Source organism: Sorangium sp. So ce204, from assembly GCF_051526795.1.
Classification (GTDB): domain Bacteria; phylum Myxococcota_A; class Polyangia; order Polyangiales; family Polyangiaceae; genus Sorangium; species Sorangium cellulosum_B.
This window is the reverse complement of sequence record NZ_CP150317.1, coordinates 11,608,544-11,626,235: the sequence shown is the minus strand read 5'-3', so window position 1 is coordinate 11,626,235 and position 17,692 is coordinate 11,608,544. Positions and strand designations below refer to the sequence as shown.

11 protein-coding genes are annotated in these 17,692 nt (G+C 72.7%); all 11 read right to left on the bottom strand.

Annotated features, from left to right (window positions below):
- The 11 genes from WMF22_RS43875 to WMF22_RS43825 all read right to left on the bottom strand — a co-directional run bounded on the left by WMF22_RS43875 (nucleotide 1) and on the right by WMF22_RS43825 (nucleotide 17,654).
- The gene (locus tag WMF22_RS43875) at nucleotides 1-3,093 is read right to left on the bottom strand and encodes a hypothetical protein (protein ID WP_438033567.1); all 3,093 of its coding nucleotides are present in this window, start codon (nucleotides 3,091-3,093) and stop codon (nucleotides 1-3) included.
- 74 nt (nucleotides 3,094-3,167) lie between these two features.
- The gene (locus tag WMF22_RS43870; RefSeq protein WP_438033566.1) at nucleotides 3,168-4,025 is read right to left on the bottom strand and encodes a hypothetical protein; all 858 of its coding nucleotides are present in this window, start codon (nucleotides 4,023-4,025) and stop codon (nucleotides 3,168-3,170) included.
- A 42-nt stretch (nucleotides 4,026-4,067) separates the two neighbouring features.
- Nucleotides 4,068-6,227, bottom strand: a complete 2,160-nt coding sequence (locus tag WMF22_RS43865; protein ID WP_438033565.1) for a type VI secretion system Vgr family protein — start codon at nucleotides 6,225-6,227, stop codon at nucleotides 4,068-4,070.
- Nucleotides 6,228-6,255: 28 nt separating this feature from the next.
- The gene (locus tag WMF22_RS43860; RefSeq protein WP_437295852.1) at nucleotides 6,256-6,873 is read right to left on the bottom strand and encodes a hypothetical protein; all 618 of its coding nucleotides are present in this window, start codon (nucleotides 6,871-6,873) and stop codon (nucleotides 6,256-6,258) included.
- A gap of 3 nt (nucleotides 6,874-6,876) precedes the next feature.
- The gene (locus WMF22_RS43855; protein ID WP_437295851.1) at nucleotides 6,877-8,040 is read right to left on the bottom strand and encodes a hypothetical protein; all 1,164 of its coding nucleotides are present in this window, start codon (nucleotides 8,038-8,040) and stop codon (nucleotides 6,877-6,879) included.
- Nucleotides 8,037-9,215: a hypothetical protein gene (locus WMF22_RS43850; protein WP_438033564.1), complete on the bottom strand. Its 1,179-nt coding sequence runs from the start codon at nucleotides 9,213-9,215 to the stop codon at nucleotides 8,037-8,039. The genes WMF22_RS43855 and WMF22_RS43850 overlap by 4 nt, the downstream gene beginning before the upstream one ends.
- Nucleotides 9,212-10,432 carry a DUF2169 family type VI secretion system accessory protein gene (locus tag WMF22_RS43845; RefSeq protein WP_437295849.1) on the bottom strand — a complete coding sequence of 407 codons (1,221 nt, stop codon included), beginning with the start codon at nucleotides 10,430-10,432 and terminating at the stop codon, nucleotides 9,212-9,214. The genes WMF22_RS43850 and WMF22_RS43845 overlap by 4 nt, the downstream gene beginning before the upstream one ends.
- Nucleotides 10,429-11,712 carry a hypothetical protein gene (locus WMF22_RS43840; protein ID WP_437295848.1) on the bottom strand — a complete coding sequence of 428 codons (1,284 nt, stop codon included), beginning with the start codon at nucleotides 11,710-11,712 and terminating at the stop codon, nucleotides 10,429-10,431. Before WMF22_RS43840 ends, WMF22_RS43845 begins: the two co-directional genes overlap by 4 nt.
- Before the next feature lie 3 nt (nucleotides 11,713-11,715).
- The gene (locus WMF22_RS43835) at nucleotides 11,716-12,783 is read right to left on the bottom strand and encodes a DUF2169 family type VI secretion system accessory protein (RefSeq protein ID WP_438033563.1); all 1,068 of its coding nucleotides are present in this window, start codon (nucleotides 12,781-12,783) and stop codon (nucleotides 11,716-11,718) included.
- A gap of 161 nt (nucleotides 12,784-12,944) precedes the next feature.
- Nucleotides 12,945-15,044, bottom strand: coding sequence for a glycine--tRNA ligase subunit beta (gene glyS / locus WMF22_RS43830; RefSeq protein WP_437295846.1), 2,100 nt, complete (start codon nucleotides 15,042-15,044; stop codon nucleotides 12,945-12,947).
- A gap of 174 nt (nucleotides 15,045-15,218) precedes the next feature.
- Nucleotides 15,219-17,654 carry a hypothetical protein gene (locus tag WMF22_RS43825; protein WP_438033562.1) on the bottom strand — a complete coding sequence of 812 codons (2,436 nt, stop codon included), beginning with the start codon at nucleotides 17,652-17,654 and terminating at the stop codon, nucleotides 15,219-15,221.
- Nucleotides 17,655-17,692: the final 38 nt, after the last annotated feature.

Sequence of the window (17,692 nt, the reverse complement as noted above, 5' to 3'; positions counted from 1 at the left end):
TCACTCCACGGATTGAGGATCCTCGTCGTCGCTGTCGCTGTCCTCGCTGTCCTCGCCGTCGTCCTCGTCCTGCTCGGGGGGCTTCGGCGCGAGCGCCACGCGCGGGTAATGCTCGCCAGAGGCGTCACGGCGCCCGGCCTCCCAGGCATCCTCGAGGTTGACGAGCTCATACCAGCCAAGGCGATTCACGGCCTCGAAGAAGAACTTGCCGTCGGCGCTCGGCTCGAAGCCGAGGGGCTCCGGATCGAGCTCGGCGAGCGTGCGGACGCCGTCGTCGTAGACGCCCCAGACCCGGATGGGCTTGCCTCCGGAGACCTCCAGCACGGCCACGCGGCCCCCCGCGGCGCTCTCCACGACGCGCAGATCCAGGTCGCCGCGCGCCTCCAGCCTGGAGGCGCCGCCGCTGACCGAGAAGATCCAGGTCTCCGACGAGGTGCCGACGATCACCCGCCCGGAGGCGAGCGCCTCGAGCGTGTAGATCTCGTCCTCGCTCTCCTCCTTGCTGAAGTCGTGCACGAGGACCGGCTTGCCGTGCGGGAGGTCCACCCACCAGAGCTTGGCGTCGCCGTCGGTCGCCACGAGCGCGGCGCTCCGATCCGCGTTCACAAGGCCCGTCGACGAGGGGGAGCTCGCCTTCACCGCGGTCTCGATGAGCTCCCCGTCCTTCAGCACGGCGAAGACGAAGGAGCGCCGGGCTTCCTTCTTCCACCCGATGTACACGTCGGCGGGGCGGTAGCGCTCGAGCTCCCGCGCGCCCGCTCCGAAGCGCGCGCGCACGTCCTTCGGCACGTCCTCCTCGTCCTCCGGCAGCGGGCGCTGCTTGCCCAGGTAGCGCACGCCGACGCGGCCCGGCGCGGGCTCGATGGCGTACTCCTCGGGCGCCTTCCTCGGGCCTGACTCCGGCGCCTCGTCGTCGTCGTTCCCCCCGGACGGCGTGTACACGGCGACCTCGGGGAACGCGTCGGGGCTGGTGGCGAGCCGCTCGACCAGCGCGTCGAGGCCGAGCAGCTCGTAGGTGTCGCCGATGTGATCCATGAAGGCCCGGCCCTCGGCGATCCGGACGTCGCCCACGGAGGCCTTCACGCGGCCCACGCGGCGCAGCTTGCTCCCGTCGAAGCCGACGAGGGTCAGCCCGTCCTCGGAGTCCTCGCCCTCGTAGATCTTGACGAGGAGCAGCCGGCCGCCGAAGGCGGGGGTCAGGCCGTAACCGTTCACGTCCCAGCGCTGCTCGAGGACGGCGCCGTCTCCCTCGCGGCGGTAGACGTCGAGGGACTCGTCGGTGGCGAGGATGACGCGGCCCTCCGGGCCGTAGGCGATGTCGGAGATCGACGCCTCGTGCTCGAAGAGGCGGCGCAGCTTGCCGTCCGCGAAGGAGAGCTCGGCGACGAGCTTGTAGTCGAACCCGTACAGCACCGCGCCGCCGTCCTCCCGCGCCGCGATGTAGCCGTGGGGGCTGGGCAGCGCCTCGCCCTCGGCGCGCTTGAGCTCCCCGCCCTCGATCCAGGCGGCCGTCGCCGGCTTGCGCCGGAGCTTCGCGATGCCGTAGACGCGGCCGCCGGGCGCCACCGCGACGCACGAGGCCGACCCGAACAGCTCGCGCTCCGCGCGCTCGATCTCGGGCTCCGGCGGCACCTCGCGCGACCTCCGCCGCTCCAGGCGGAGCGCGCCCTCCAGCACCTCTGGCCGGGATTCCTCGTCCTCGTCGCCCTCGCCGGAGGCGCTCTCGTCCTCGTCCTCGTCGCCGGGGTTGCGCTTCTTCAGCTCGGGGAAGGCGTCCGGCTGCGCGGCGAAGCGCGCGGCGAGCTCCTCCAGGCCGAGCAGCGCGTAGTACTCGCTGCCGTCCTCCACCGTGACGCGGGCGCCTTCGATCACGATGTCGCCGATCGAGATGCGCACGCGGGCCAGCCGGCGCATCGTGGATCCGTCGTAGCCGAGGATCGTTACGCCGTCCGCGCTCTCGTCCTCGTCGTCGAAGCACTTCACGAGGAGCAGGCGTCCGCCGAACACCGACTGCATCCCGTAGCCGTCGAGGTCCCAGCGCCCCTCGAGCGCGACGTCCGAACCCTCCCGCCGGTAGGCGTCGATCGAGCCCGCGAGCACGAGCACCCGGCCCTCCGGGCCGTAGGCGACGTCGGAGAAGGGCTCGTCGTGCTCGAAGAGGCGCCGCACGGAGCCCTCCGCGAACACGACCTCCCATACGGCCTCCGAATCCTCCGCGATCAGCGCCGCGCCGCCGTCGTCGCGCGCGGCGACGTGAGCGCCGGTCGTGGTGGCGAGCGGATCGCCCTGAGCGGTGCGGAGCTCGCCGCGCTCGATCCACGCGGCGACAGGCGGCTTTCGCTTCGGCTTGGCGACGCCGAAGACGAGGCCGTTCGGCGCGATCTGCACCTCGCCGCTCCGCCCGAAGAGCTTCCGTTGCTCGTCGGGAAGCTCGGGCGCCTTGTAGCCCGGCACGCGCTCCAGCCGGAGCCCGCCGGAGATGACCCTGGGCTTGTCGTCGTCGTCGCTGGCCTCCTCGTCCGCCTCGCCCGCGTCGTGGTCGTCGCCCGCCGTGCTCGCCGACGAGCGCTCCTCCTCGGGGGGCGCGGCGCGCGCCGCCTCGCGCGCGGCTTCGACCGCCGGATCCACCGCGCACGCGGCCTCGAAGCGCTTGCCACCGCCGAAGCGGGGCAGCTCGACGGGCCACCTCGGGCCCGTCGGGGGCTCGGGTCGTTGCTCGGCGGACCAGGCGTCCCAGTCGCTGTCGCTCTCGATCGCCTCGGCCAGGGAGGCCGCCTCGATCGGGTGCGCGCCGTGCACCGCGGCGAGGGCCTGCTGGACCGCGCGCGCCATGTCGGCGACGCACGCCTCGCTCCACCCCGCCGGCCGCACCCGCACGAGCGCCCAGCGATCGGCCCACTGGAACGGCTCGCAGCGCTCCACCGCGCGCGCGTCGAGCGCCCGCTCCCACGCCTCGCCGACGGCGCGCCGCGCGGCCGCGTCCGGGGGCGCCACGAAGCAGAGCTCGTAGGAGAACAGGTCCCCTTCGAGATCGAACCAGTCGCTCGGCGCTGCCCCGAAGAACGCGAACGGATAGGGCGGAGATCCCGGCATGGGGGCGAACGGTACCGCAGCTCCTGGCGAGCGTGCAGGCGTCAGGCGCGCTCCCGGCGTCGATCCGGGCCCTCTCAGGAGGAGCGGCCCAGCAGCCAGTCCCGGTGGAGCATATAGGCCCGCCGCCATGCCTCCCCCGTCGCTGCCTCCGCCGCGATCCGCGCTCGCCAGTGCTCATCCGCCTGCGCTCGTGTCGCCTCCGTCAGCCCGTAACGCGCGATGATCTCCGGCGCTCTGTCGGGGGCTATCGCGATCTCCGCGCACATCGCCGCATGTCGCTCGAGCGACAGCAGCGCGGCGGGGGGCGCAGCGCCGGCGGGCGCTCTGGGGAAGGGCAGCGGATCCTGCTGGCCGAGCGCCGAGGCCACGGCGGTCGACAGGTCGGCGGTCTCGCCCCCGGGCGGGGCCGCGACTCGGGCAGGCGACGTCGACGACCGAGCGCGATCCGCGAGGGATGTCGCGCGCGCGTCGCCCTCGCCAGGGCCTCCGGGCGCGCGGGGCGCGAACGGGAGCGCCGGTCTGCGCAACGCGTCGGACGAGGCCTCCACGGTCTCCCGCAGGCTCGTGAAGTGCCGCATGCCCGGCGGGACCGCCGCAAGCGCCGGCGCGAGCGCTGCCGGCAGCGCGCCGAGCGACGCGAGCGCCGGCTGCTCGCGCCGAAGGCGCGCCTCGGCGGCGGCGAAGGCCCGGCAGAAGCGGTTCGAGAGGGCCTCGCCGCCGTCGGCGCACTCGTCGGTCCACCCGCACACAGCGGCGTCCCAGTCCGCGTCCGCGACGTTCAGGCGGGCGAGGACCTCCGCCTTGGCGGATCGCGGGAAGCGGCGCAGGTGCGCGGAGATCTCGCCATACCGCTCGATGGTCAGCCCGCCGTGCGTCGTCTCGGGGGGATCGGCCGGTGTCGTTCCGGACGCCTTCGTTGCGTCTCTCGCCATCTTCCTGGTTCCTCCGGCGCGCGTCCTCTCCGGTCGAGCCGATCAGCTGTTGAGGTTCACGACCGCGCCCTTGATCGTCACGGTCCCATCTCCGGTGACGTTGACCGTCCCTCCGGAGACGTTGATCGTGCCGCCCTTGATCGAGATCGAGCTTCCGCCGTTGATCAGGACGGTCGCGCCGCCATTGACCTCGACGAGCGCGGCGCCGGCCCGGAGCTTCGGACCTCCCTTGATGTCGATCCAGGGGGCGTCCACGTTGATGTTCCCTTCGCCCGTGATCTCGATGATCGGCGCGCCCAGCGACAGGTGGGATCCGGCCGTGAGGGTGTTGTTGCCGCTCGCGCCGAGCGACATGTTCTCGCCGGCCGAGCCGACGAACGTCGTCCCGGCCGAGAGCGTCATCCCGGTGCCGGAGTGGACGCCGACCGTGGTCCCGGCGCTCTGCGCGATGGATCCCGCGCTCGTCGACTGGGATCCGGCCACGCGGGTGCTCTGGTCCCCGCCCACCTCGGTCGCGTCGTCGACCCCGACGGTCCGGCTCGCGTTGCGGGTGATCTCCGTCGTGAGATCGCGCGCCGCGTGTAGGCGGATCTCCTCCTCGCCCCGGGCGTCCTCGAACGACAGCAGGTTGTAGTTGCCGTCGAACGGGCTCGTGTAGCTCTTGATGGCGCTGTACGTCGGGCGCTTCGTGGCGTTCTCCGGCGGGAGGTTGATCCCGTTGTACACGCGCCCCGTGATCAGCGGCCGGTCGGGATCGCCTTCGAGGAAGTCGACGACCACCTCGTCGCCGACGCGCGGGTGCCAGACCGCGCCGTGCCCGCGCCCGCCGGCGAACATCTGGCTGACGCGCACCCAGCACGACGTCGCCTCCCTCTCGTGGCGGCCCACGTCGATGTCCCAGTGGAAGCGCACGCGCACGCAGCCGATGGCCGAGGGCCCTCCGACGTTGATCTCGGCCTCCGGATCGGACGGCTCCGCGGTGACGATCGCCGTCTGGCTGCCGTGGATCCGCGGCCGCGGCGTGATCCGGGCAGGGACGAAGCGCGACGCGGCCTCTTCCCCGTCCTGGCCGCACCGGACGGCCTCGAAGCGGCACCGATACGGCTCCTGCTCGCCGCCTCCCGCCGCGAAGTGGCCGCGCTCGAGCGCGAGGTGCTCCATCGCGGTGACGAGATAGGACCCGTTCCATTTCGAGGTCGGGTGCTCGAGCGTGAACATCGCCCCGGCCCCCAGCAGCCGGCACGCCCCGCTCGCCGTCGCCCACGCCCGCTCGGCGGCGAGGCGCTGGGCCCGCTGCTCGGCGAGGCGCTCGCCCGTCTCCTTCGACTCCTCGTAGCGGCCCGGGTGCTCGTACACGGCGGCATCGGTGGCGCCGGCCGGCGCGGACGCGAGGAGATCGAGCTTCGGCTTGCGCCAGTTGTAGTCGCTCAGGACGACCGACGTGGGACGCACCCGGCTCCCCATCCGGACGTCGCTGACCTCCCGCCCGAGCAGGCCTGGGCCGAGCGGCCGCGCAGGGTCGAGCCGCGGGCGGCCCCCGTCGTTGTCGATGAGCACCAGGATGCACTCGGCCTTCGTGTGCTCGAAGTGGTACGAGATACCCTCTTCCTCGAGGAGGCGAGAGACGAAGTCGAGGTCGCTCTCCTGGTATTGCACGCAGTACGGCCGCGCCGCCACGTCGGCGATCCGGCCCATGTCGATGACGCGCCAGGCGAAGGTCGCCCTGGCCGGGCGGAACGTGCTCTCGTCGCCGTCGTCCTCGGCCGGCTGGCAAGACGAGGGGACGAGCCCGGCGCCCCACGAGGTGCGGGTGAGCGCTTGCTCGACGATCTGTTGAATCGTCTTGTCCAGGTAGATGATGCTCTTCTTCAGCATCGTCGCGCGCCAGAGCGGCGGCGCGAGGGTGACGCGGTACCGCGTGCCCAGCTGGACCTCGCCGAGCTCCTCGGCGGCCGCGATCTGCCCGTGGACGAGCCGGAAAGGCGGGTTGTCTTTCGTCGCGATCCGCAGCGAGGCGGGTCTTCCCACGAGATCGGTCACGTCGACGTCCGGCGTGTGGTGCGGGCGCACGAGATCGATCTCGAACGAATAGAGCGCGCTGATCGCCTCGCGCCCGCGGATCTCCAGCACGCGGAGGTGGTGCCACGGGCCGTCGTCGGAGAGGTTCGCCCCTTCCCAGGCGAAGGTGAAGTCGCTGGCCATGCTGGTTGTTCTCCCGCCGTCTCCGGTGTCAGTTCAGGTGGATGTTCTCGCCTTGCACGATCACGTCGTCGGCCGCGTTCACCCGCACCTCGCCTTGCCGCGCGACGAGATCGATGCTCCTCGCGCTGATGCGGAGCGCGCCCTTCAGCTCGATGTCGGCGTCCTCGGTCATGAGCCGGATCACGGGGCCTGTCTCGGAGGCGAACACCTCGACGAGCGGCTTGCCGTCGGCGGCGGCGACCCGCAGCGCCTCGTCGCCGTGGAGGGTGAGGCGCGCGGCCTCGGCGAGCGGGGGCTCTGGCCGCAAGGCGAAGCCGTCGACGACGCCGGTCACAAGGGGCTCTGGCCAGTTGGATGGCTGGGAGACGAGCACGCGATCCTGCGCGCGTACGGCGAGGCCGTGGAGCGACGGCAACCAGCGCTCGTGCGCGCCGCGGGACGTCGTCCAGCGGACGAGGAGCCGGCCGGTCAGCGTGGGGTGCCGCGCGTCGAGGCACTCGCCGACGAGCACCTCGCCGGGGCGCAGGCCCGTGATCGGCTCGGGCGGCGCTTCGTCGGGGCGCGGCGGGGAGGCGGCGACGAGCTCGTCGACGGGGGAGGGCGCTTCGTAGAGGACGGAGGTTTCGCGGTCAGAGCTGCGCTGCATGGGTCACACCGCCTTCCAGGCTGCTTGCGGGCGCGGGGCGCCGAGGGGAGGGGCCGATGACGTGTCCAGGGGATCGACGCTCAGGAGGGTACCCGTCTGCCTGGCCATGTAGAGCCGGTAAGGAAGATCGGGCACCAGGGCGCGATAGGCCTGCTCTTTTACCCGAAACCTTCCCTGCTCGACGACGAAGTAATGAAAGTGCTCCCACTGCCTCGACTCGTAGGGGCTCGCCCTGACCTGGACGTGACGCCTCACAAGACCGTCCACGGTTGCCACGCGCCGCGTGAACAGGTCGCGGATCGCCCAGAGATAATAGAGGACGGCGCCCACGGCAGCGGGACCGATGATCGTGAAGGGGACACGGCGCTCCATGACGTGCTCGATCACCGCCGAGATGGCCGTTGCGAACGCGACGACGGCCAGGATGCCGAACGGCGACATGAGACGCCGGCGCACCTGCCGCGGGGACATCATTCCTCGGCGGTTGTGATCGAGATCCTCGGCGTCGAACCCGAGCGCGCCAGCGAGCGCGCGGAGCAGCTCGGCGCGGTCGCCGATGTGCGGCGCGAGGGGGAAAGGCTGCGCGAGCGCGATCGTCCCAGCGCGTCTATGGAAGAGCCCCAGGTGTTCGTCAGGGACGCCGAGCGAGATGGACCAAGCGCCCCCCGGGACGACGGTCGATTCGGCGGCGATCAGCAGCCGGGAGCGCGGGAGGAGATAGCCGCGGTAAGGCCCAGGCGGGAGCGGCGCCGAGCCGGCATGGACAGGCGCCGACCCGTCCGCCGCCTCCATCACGTAGTCGCTGCCGAAGCGACGCGCGCGCCAGACGACGCGGCCGGGCAACACGACGACGTCGCCAGCGGCGATGTCCGCACGGAGGAGGGCGCGGAGGCGGCCGAGGCGCACTGGCGTCCACATCGTCGCCAGGCCGCCTGCTGCCATGAACGCACAGATGAGCTGTACGGCGAGATCATGCCTCAGATCCCTTTGCGCGAGGGCGAGCAGGACGGCGGCAAACACCACCGCGGCGATCACCGCCCCCCCTGTTTCGAGTCGCCGGACCGCTACGAGCCTCTCGAGCAAGGCTCGCTGCGCCGCGGAGAGCCGCCCCGCGCGGTTCCGCGCGATGTCATCGGCGAGCCAGGGAGGCATGTCCCCGGGGCTCACGGCCGTCCTCCGTGGCTGGCCGCTCTGTCAGCGCGCGGGGCGCCGCCGGGGTGGGTCGACGGAGCGTCCGCGAGCTCCGCGCTGAGCGCTCTTCCCGTGCTCTCCCAAAGATAGAGCCGGTATCGCAGCCTGGGCACGATGGCTCGAAACAATTTCCTGGGGACAGGGATCCTGTCGCCATGGATCAAGAGCCAATAGAGATTATTCAAATCCCCAGCCGTCACCGCATTGATCACGTGGCGCTCCACGACGCCCTCCACGCAACGAACGCGCCTCGTGAACACATCACGACGGATCCAGATGCAAATGATCGCGGCGAGAAGGATAGGTATGGCGAGGATCGATGGGAAAAGTCCGAGGGCGACCGTCGCGAACGTCGCCGGGACCAGCCCGAGGCTGGTGATGAGCACGAAGGGAACGGCCGCGGAGGCGAGGCGCCGGCGCACCTGCCGTGGCGACGTGGTGCCCTGCCGGTTGTGCCCGAGATCCTCGGCGTCGAAATCGAGCGCAGCCGCCACGGCGCGGAGCAGCTCGACGCGGTCGCCGATGTACGGCGCTGCGGAGAACGGCTCGGCGAGCGTCCTGCCCGCGCTCCGGGTGAAGCGGAAGCTGAGCCCCATCTGTCTGGGATCGGTGAGCGAGATGGACCAGACGCCTCCGGGGACGACGGTCGACTCGGCGGCGGTGACGACCCGGGAGCGAGGAAGGCAATAGGCGCGGTACGGCCCGGCGGGGAGCGGTGCCCATCCGGCGAGGACGGGCGGCGTCCCGTCCGTTGGCTCGAGAGCATAGTCGTTACGAGAGATGCCCGCTCGCCAGATGACGCGACCGGTCAGCGCCACCACCTGGCCAGCGGCGATGTCGGAGCGGAGCGCTGCGCGGCGTATCGCTGCGCGCAGCAGCATCGCTGCCCACCCGAGGGCGAACGCAAGGAGGATCGCCATCGACATCAGAGCTACCTTCGCGTTCTCGTTGCCGGGCCTGAGCTCCGGCAGCATGGCCGCGGCGGCCGTGGGCGGGCCGATGAGGCCGGCGACGAGGGCCCGCCACGCTCCGCCTTTCATCCGGACCGAAGCCGCCCGATCGAGCGCGGCTCGCTGCGCTGGCGAGATGTAGCCCCCCCGGTTCCACGCGAGATCGTCGGCCAGCGAGGACGTGGCGGCTCGGTAACTCATGTTCGCTCCCGCGGCTCATGCCTCGATGACATCCGCTCGCGCATCGTGCGGGGAGCCTCGTAGTGGATGGGCCGATCGCCATCGACCGTCACCGCGACCGGGATGTGCTTGTGGATGCCCGGGATGAAGGTGCGCGGCAGATCCACCGTGGCCCCGTAGACGAGGGAGACGCGCTCGACGGCGGGCTCGACGACGATCGTATGGATGCGGGGGGCGGCGGGCACGCGGCGGCCTTCCAGCGTGAACTCGATCGACGGTGAGCCGGGCAATGTGAACTCGACAGAGGGCCGCTCCGCGTGCATGCCGTCGACGCGGACGACCTCGTCGCCGCGCACCGCGTCGCGCACGAAGCCCTGCGGCGCCTCCTGGCACAACCGGCGCGAGACCCCGGGCTCGCGCGCAGCACGGTAGCCTGCCGGGAGCACACCGAGGCGCACCTCGGGCGAGCGCTCATCGTCCGGCGCGGGGAACCACGGCTCGACCGAGGGCCCGAAGCCGAGGTGGCGCGGGAACGCGAGAGGAGGCACGAAGTCGAAGCACGCGGGGAGCGGCTGCCGGTACCAGAGCGCCGGGTCGCCGGTCACGAGCCGCTCGGGCGTGAGCCGATCGAGCGGATCTTCGAGGTTCGGCATCTCGGCTCCATGGAGCGGCGCGGGATCGACGAGGTAGCCCTTGCCGAGCGGATTCCGCGGGTACATGCCCGGGTGATCCGCGCCCATCGACGCCAGCGCGAGCTGCGACAGGGACACCTCGCCCCGGAGCTCCACGCGTGTATCGGTGCCGCCGTAGGCGAGCTCCCAGATCACCGGCATGACGGTGAACGGCTCTGGGTCGTCGATGACCGGCCTACCTCCAGCGGTCCAGCGGATCTCTCGCCGGCCGAAGACCGCGATGCGCTTCGACGTGGCGCCGATGGAGGCCTCCACGAGCATCTGCCCCGTCGGCCGGCCAGAGGGCGCGTACGCGGCGCCGCGGACGATGAAGTCGGTCGCCGCCTTGCTCGGCCAGAAATCGACGCCGGCGGGGAGGCGCGGGGCGAGCCGCTCGTCCCGGGGATCGTTGAGCAGAGGTCGCGGCGGCGCGGGCGCGCATTGCCGCCCGGCGATCGTGAACGTCTTCTTCACCAGCACGTACGCCGTCGGTCGAACCCCCTCCCAGGGGCCGAGCTCGAGGACGGCGTCATACGCCTCGCGCGCGGGGGTGCGTTCGATGCTCACAGCGGAGGACCCCAGACGTCGGATGCCGGTGTGCCCACGGCACGGGGCGGGCTGCCGCCGCGGCCAGCCTGCTCCGGGAGCGCCATGGATTCACCCGGCTCTTTACGGGTCGTCAGGGTGATCTTGCCGTCGCTGTTCTCGACGACGGTGGTCGTCCTGCTTCCGTCGGGGTTGTTCACCGTGGTCGTCCGCCGATCGCCGCTCCAGGTCTTCGCCACCGTCTCCGTTTGGCTCGATGTCCGTTGTCCGTCAGGGGCTCCGGGGTTGTAGTCCCTCTGCTCGGACTCCGACCCGAAGGGCGTCGCCGCTTCTTTCTTGAACGTCGCCTTGCCACGCTGTCCCTCGGGAGCGTCGGGGTGGTACTCGCCGCCGGCGGTCGCCTTACCGCCGAGGCCAGGAGCCGCCGTCGCGACGCCGACCTGGCCCTTGTACCCCTCCTTGGTCGTGTCGCCGCCGGCGTCCCACGTGTACTCGCCGGAGGCGCCGATGCTCGCCGCGCTGCGCTTGAGTGGATCTTCCCACTTCTTCTCGATGCTGATCGAGAACTTCTGTGGATCATTGCGCGTGTCCGCAGATCCCGCAGAGACGCTCATCTTGATCTCGGTGCCGAAGGGACCCTTCGTCGTGGCATCGACGCGCATCGGATACCGCGGATCGAGCGCGTGTTGAACGACGCTCGCGAGGAGGCTCGCGGCGGCTCCAGCGAGGCTCTTCTCGGACTCCTCCTGCGCCGTCAGGCTCACCCCAGGCGTCCTGACGTAGTAGCGCTCGATAGCCATCGTGGCGGCTGTCCGGACGATCCCGCCGATCAGGTCGGTTCCTGACATACCGACGTGGACGTTCGTGCATACGTTGGTGAACGTGAACGTCGCGGGCATCGACATCGGCTGACCGCAGGTGAGCAGCGGGAGCGGCGGCCAATGGCTCGTGCACGCCGTCGTCTTCCCGTTCATCCGGACGGAGAAGCAGGTCACGATCACGGCGCGCTTCGACTGCAAGAGCTGCATCGGGATGAACGAGTTCGCCGGCGGGATTGTGATCTGCGCTACGAGGGGCCCGCAATCGTGCTGATCGAGCATCACGTTCCTGCCGTTGGCGAAGACGGTCGTCGTCTTCTGGACCCTTCCCGCGCTCTCGCCCGGCGGCCACCCGTGCGGGATCGGGATCTCGAGCGCAGGCACGAACGTCGGCGGCGGCGCGGGCGGGATCGCCAGGAAAAGGTGGCTCGAGGAGCCCGCGCTCAGATCGTTCGACCGGGTGACGGGAACGGGAATCACCATGTCTCATGCTCCTCGGCCGGCCGGCTTGTACCAGCCGCCCCGCTCGACGCGCAGCCGCATCGAGCGCTCCGCGCTGGGGTATTCGTAGGTGAAGGCGTGGCGGAACACGAGGTAGAAGCGTCGCTCCTCCGGGAGCAGGACGAGCGCGTGGGGCCGAAGCTCGCGTGTACCGGTGCGGATCCCGGACACGTAGTCGACGAAGATCCGCACCGCCGGAAGCGCGAACGAGAGCGGCTCCGGCCCCGGCGTCAGCCCCGTCATGGTCACCGTGCTCCTCGCCGGCGGGAGCGCGATGACCCATTGCGGGTGCGCCCGGTGATACGCGCCTTCACCGAGCTCGGGCAGCCCCGGCGCGGATCCCGCGGGCGGCGGAGCCACGGTGCGCGCCGCCTGGAGGGCGGAGTCGACCGGCACCGCGCCCCAGTACGCCGGAACCGGCGAGTCCTCCGGGCGGCCGATCGGCGCCCTGGGATCTTCGATGTTGGCTAGCCGGCGGATCTCGTCGTAACGCGGGTAGCCCTCGGGCGGATTCAGCATCTCCACGAGCGACCTCACGGCGGGCGCGGGATCGAAGCCGCGCCCGGCGCGGTTGCGGGCGTCCATCGCCTCGACGAACGCCTCCCGGTCGACCTCGACCTCCACCGTTCCCCCGAAGGCGCGCTCGTGGGTCAGGGGCATCCGGGTGAACGGCACCGGCGCGCTGATCCGCGGGCTGCCGCCGCGCTCCCAGGTGCGATCTCCGGAGACCAGGAGCTCGCGCCGCTCGTCGCCGACGGCGAGGGACACGGTCCTCCGGTCGACCGGCCTGCCGTCGACCGTGTGCGCCGCGCCGAGCAGGACGACCTCGAAGGCGTCGTCGCGCCGCGGCAGGTCGTCGCGCGGCACGAGGCCGAGCTCGGTCGCGCGATCTTCGTCGAGCAGCGGCCAGGGATCTTGCGTGTCGAGCTCGGTCCCGCGCGGCCCGATGCGGAACGTCGCTTTGGCCACCACCATGCCGATGCGGTGGGTCGCGCCGAAGAGGCGCGACGTCATCAGCTTGGCGGGGACGGCGGTTGCGTTGACCAGATGCATGACGCGACCGGCTAGGTCACCAGAGCGCGCCGCAACGTGTCAAGTCGATCGTGTGGGGTGCTCCCACCGTCACCTTCAGGCACTTCTATAAGCGGTGTCCCTGGCCGGACTCCTGGTGGGTGGAGCTAGGGACGCAACAGGAGCCGCGAAAACAGGCTTCGCTACGACGCCGCGCGCGGCGCCTCGCCGAGGAGCTCCAGCCTGGCCAGGCTCCCGCAGGTCTCCGACAGGGCGCGCATCAGCCGCAGGCGGTTGTCCCGCACGGCCGCGTCGTCGGTCATCACGAACACGTCGATGAAGTACTGGTGCAGGAGCGGGGCGAAGTCCGCCACCGCCCTGAACGCCGTGTCGTACGAGCCGCTCCGGACGTCCGACGCGATCTGCTCGCGCAGCGTGAGGTACCCCGCGAAGAGCGCCGTCTCGCTCGGGTGCACGTCCTGCCCGAACGGCGCCACCGGCTCGCCGGCAGGCGCCTTGTCGGCGATGTTCGTGGCCCGCTTGAAGACCTCGCCTACCCGCGCGCGGACCTCCGGGCTCAGCGCGTCGATCGCGCGCACGCGGGCCCTGAGATCGAGCGGGCGATCCGCGGCGACGCGCAAGCACGCGAGGACCGCGTCCTGCGGGAGCCGGTCGGAGAGCAGGCCCCGCAGCCGCTCGGAGAAGAACTCGCCGAGGCGGGTCGCGAGCTCGTCGCGCGCGACGTTGAGCTCCACCCCGGCGTAGCCGTCGTAGGCGGCGCCGAACGCGGCGCCGAGGCGCAGATCGAGATCGCGATCCAGGAGCGTGCGCAGCACGCCGAGGCACGCGCGGCGCAGCCCGTACGGGTCGGCGGTGCTCGTGGGGACGAGCCCGATCGCGAAGCAGCCGACCAGCGTGTCGAGCCGATCGGCCATCGCGACAAGCGCGCCGGCGTTCGTCGGCGCCGTCGCGTCCGCGGCGCCCTTGGGCAGGTAGTGATCGCGGACGACGTCGGCCACCTCCGGGCTGACCCCCTGGGCGAGCGCGTACGCCCGCCCCATCTCGCCCTGGAGCTCGGGGAACTCGCCCACCATCAGCGCGACGAGATCGCACTTCGCGAGGTGCGCCCCCGAGGCCGCCGCCACCAGCGTCTGCTCGGGCAGCATCAGGAGCAGGCCGAGCTCGCGGGCGAGCCGCTCGACGCGCTCGGCCTTCGCCAGCACGCTGCCGAGCCGCTTCTGGAACACGATCCCGCCGAGCTTCTCGCGGCGGTTCGCGAGCGGGATCTTGACGTCCTCCCGGTAGAAGAACTGCGCGTCCGACAGGCGCGAGCGCATCGTGTTGTCATTGCCGCGCTTGATCTTCTCGGGCGCCTCCGCGGTGTTCACGACCGCCAGGTACCGCGGGAGCAGCGCCCCCGTCCTCGCGTCGCGGACGCCGAAGTAGCGCTGGTGGCCGCGCGCGACCTCGAGGATCACCCGCTCCGGCAGCTCGAGGAACCGCTCCTCGAAGCTGCCGACGATGACGTGCGGCTCCTCCACGAGCGAGAGGTTCTCGCCGATCAGGAAGTCGTCCTCGATCAGCACGCCGCCCGCGTCCCGCGCCGCGGCGAGCAGGCGCTCGCGCATGAGCTGCGCGCGCGCCTCGGGGTCGACGAGCACGTGCGCCGCGCGCATCGCCTCGACGTAGTCCTTCGCGGCGCCGATCGCGATCTCGCCCGGCGCGAGGAAGCGGTGGCCGCGGCTCGCGCGCCCGCTGCGGATGCCGGCGATCTCGACGGGGATGACCTCGCCGCCGGAGAGCGCGACCAGCCACTGGATGGGGCGGCCGAACGCGAAATCTCCCTGCCCCCAGCGCATCGACTTGCGGAAGGGGATGGCCGCGACGAGCGACGCCAGGACCTCCGGGAGCAGCTCGGCCGCGGGCCTGCCGGCCTCGCGGCGGGTGCCCGCGAGGTACTCGCCCTTCGGCCCCGCGACGCGGCGCAGATCCGCGACGGTACAGCCGAGCTTCTGCGCGAACGCCTCGGCCGCCTTCGTGGGCGCGCCGTCCTTGAAAGCCGCCTTGACCGGCGGGCCGGTGACCTCCTCCTCGAGGTCCGGCTGGCGCGCCGCGACCCCGGAGACGAGCAGCGCGAGCCGACGCGGGGTGCCGAGCGCGCGCACCGCGCCGTGGCGGAGCCTGAGCTCCGCGAGGCGCTTCGTTGCGAGATCCGGGAGCGCGCGGAGCGCGGCCTCGACAAACGACGAGGGGAGCTCCTCGACGCCGATTTCGAGCAGGAGATCGCTCGCTTCGTTGGACATGGGACCGCGGACGCTACCCCAGAACCGCTCGTTCGGCGAGGTGGTCGAGCGATCGAGCCGCGCTGTTCACCACCGATTGCGCCGGCCGTGCCGTCCGCGTCGCCCGCCACGTCACGTCGTGGCATGGCGCGCACCACGGGTACGCGCCATGCCACGACGTGACGTTCGCGCGGCTCAGCGGGCCTGTGCGGCGCTCCGGAGCGCGCGCGAGAGCACCTTCTTGAACGCGGTCGCCTCGCCTCCATTCGGCTTGTTCTTGCGCCCGTAACGGGTCGCCGCGCCGACCCGGGCGACGCACTGGGCTGCGCGCATGTACCGCCGCGCCGCCTTCGCGACCGCCCGATCGCCCGGAGCAGACGCCGACGCGACGGCCGCGCCGAGCTCGTTCAGGGTTTCGTCGAGCGGCGCGCAGCCCTCGGGCGTGGGGGGCAGCTGGAGGGGGGGCGGCGCGTGGCAGCAGCGGGCGCGCAGGGTCGCGAAGGTCGCCATGTCGTGCCAGCCGAGCACGGCCCATTCCTTCGTGGCGTCCGAGACGCCCTTGGGCCCAGCTGCCTGGCCGAGGTGGCTCTTGAGCGTCGCGACGCCCTTCATCGGGTCGGTCTCGGCGCAGGCGAACGACAGCTGGCCCGCGATGGCTGCGTCGACGCTCTTGCCGGGAAAGAGAGGCATCGCGCATGCGGCGAAGTCCGCCGTGGCCGCAGGATCCGGCGCTGCGCTCGCGGTGCCTGCGTCCGCCGGCGCCGCCGTGCCTGCCTGTTCCGTGCCCGCGTCACCGAGCGCCGGGGCGCTCGGCTCCACGGGCGCGGCGCATGCGGCGGGCGCAGGCTCCGCAGACGGCGGCGCCGGGAGGGACGGCGGCGCGGCGTCGGGGTGGCGAAGCCAGAACCAGGCTCCCCCCGCGGCGCCCGCGATGGCGACGACCCCCAGGGCGAGCGTGACCCACCGGCGCGCCCGGGACGGCGTCCCGCGGCTCGCTGCGGGCGCTGGCGCCGGCGCGCGAAGCGGCGGTGCGCCGAGCCTGGACGCGCCGCCGCGCACGGCGACGCCGCCGGGCGCCATCGGGAACGGGTGCGACGGCCGATGCGCGTCGTCTTCGCCCAGCCAGGGGAGATCGACGGCCGGGACGTGGGGCGTCGGCGCGCCGGGCCCGGGCGCGCCGAAGCGCACGGCGACGCTGCCGGGCGCCACAGGGAAGGGGTGCGACGGCTCGTGCGCGTCGTCTTCGCCAAGAAAGGGGAGATCGACGACCGGGACGTGGGGCGTCGGCGCGCCGAGCCCGGGCGCGCCGAGGCGCGCGGCGACGCTGCCGGGCGCCATCGGGAAGGGGTGCGACGGCGCGTGCGTGTCGTCTTCGCCCAGAAAGGGGAGATCGTCGATCGTTCGCGGGCTCGCCGGGGCATCCGCGTCGAAGAGGGGCACCGCGGTGGGCGAGAAGGGCGGTTGCGCCGTCGCTGCGGGCGCGACGGGCGGCAGCGCTATCGCTGCGGGCGCGACGGGCGGCTGCGCCGTCGCTGCGGGCGCGCCGGGCGGCTGCGCTATCGCTGCGGGCGCGACGGGCGGCTGCGCCGTCGCTGCGGGCGCGACGGGCGGCTGCGCCGTCGCTGCGGGCACGACGGGCGGCCGCGCGTGCGCGGTCGGGGCAGCCACTGCGCCCGCGCGCGAGCGGTCCTCCGTCGCTGCGCCGGCGAGCCGCGGCGATGCGGCAGGCAGCGCGGTCTGCGCCTTGGAGGCGCGGTCTGGCGCCTCCGGAGGCGGGGTGGTCGGCACGCCGAGCGTCGACCGGAGCCCCAGGCTCGCGAGCCCGTGGAGGGGCAACGGCGTCCGGCGGGCCGAGGCGCCCGCGATGGGCGGCGGCTGCGAGCTCGAGTGGCCATGCGGCGGCGCGCTCTTGCGGGGCGGCTGCGAGCCGGTGCCCTCGCGCGGCGGCGCGCTCTTGCGGGGCGGCTGCGAGCCGGTGCCCTCGCGCGGCGGCGCGCTCTTGCGGGGCGGCTGCGAGCTCGACGCCCCCCGCACCCCGCTGCTCGACGGGCGCGGCGCTGGAATGGTCCTCGCCGGCGCCGCGAGCGCGTGCTCATCGAGCGGCGGCAGCTCCTCCAGGCCTTCGCCCGGCCGCGCGGCCTCCAGCGCGCGACGGAGCGCCGCGACCTCGGTGATCCGCTGCTCGGCGGGGCGCGCGAGCGCCTGGTCCAGCACGCGCCACAGCGCGTCGCCCGCCGCGCCGGGCGGCGTTACCCGCGGCGCGGCGCCGGCGCCTTGCTTGCGGCGGAGCTCCTGGTCGCTCTCGGCAGGGAACGGGAGCGCTCCCGAGAGCGCCGTGTACAGGGTGACCGCGAGCGCCCACGTGTCGTCCCGGCGCGACGGCCCCTCGCCCGCGGCCCGCTCCGGCGAGCGGTAACCCACGAAGGCGGGCGTGGCGAGCGGATCCGAGAGCCACCCCGTCGACGTGCACGGCTCGCCCTCCATGACCACGCACGCGGCCGACAGGCGGCCGTGCACCGTCCCGCGCGCGTGCAGGCTCTCGACGCGCTTCGCCAGGCGGACGACCCAGCCGACCGCGTCCCTGTCCGGCAACGGACCGGCGCGTGCGATCCTCGCAGCGAGCGTCTCCATACGAGCGCCGCAGCGTAGTGCGGCGAACCGCCGCTGAC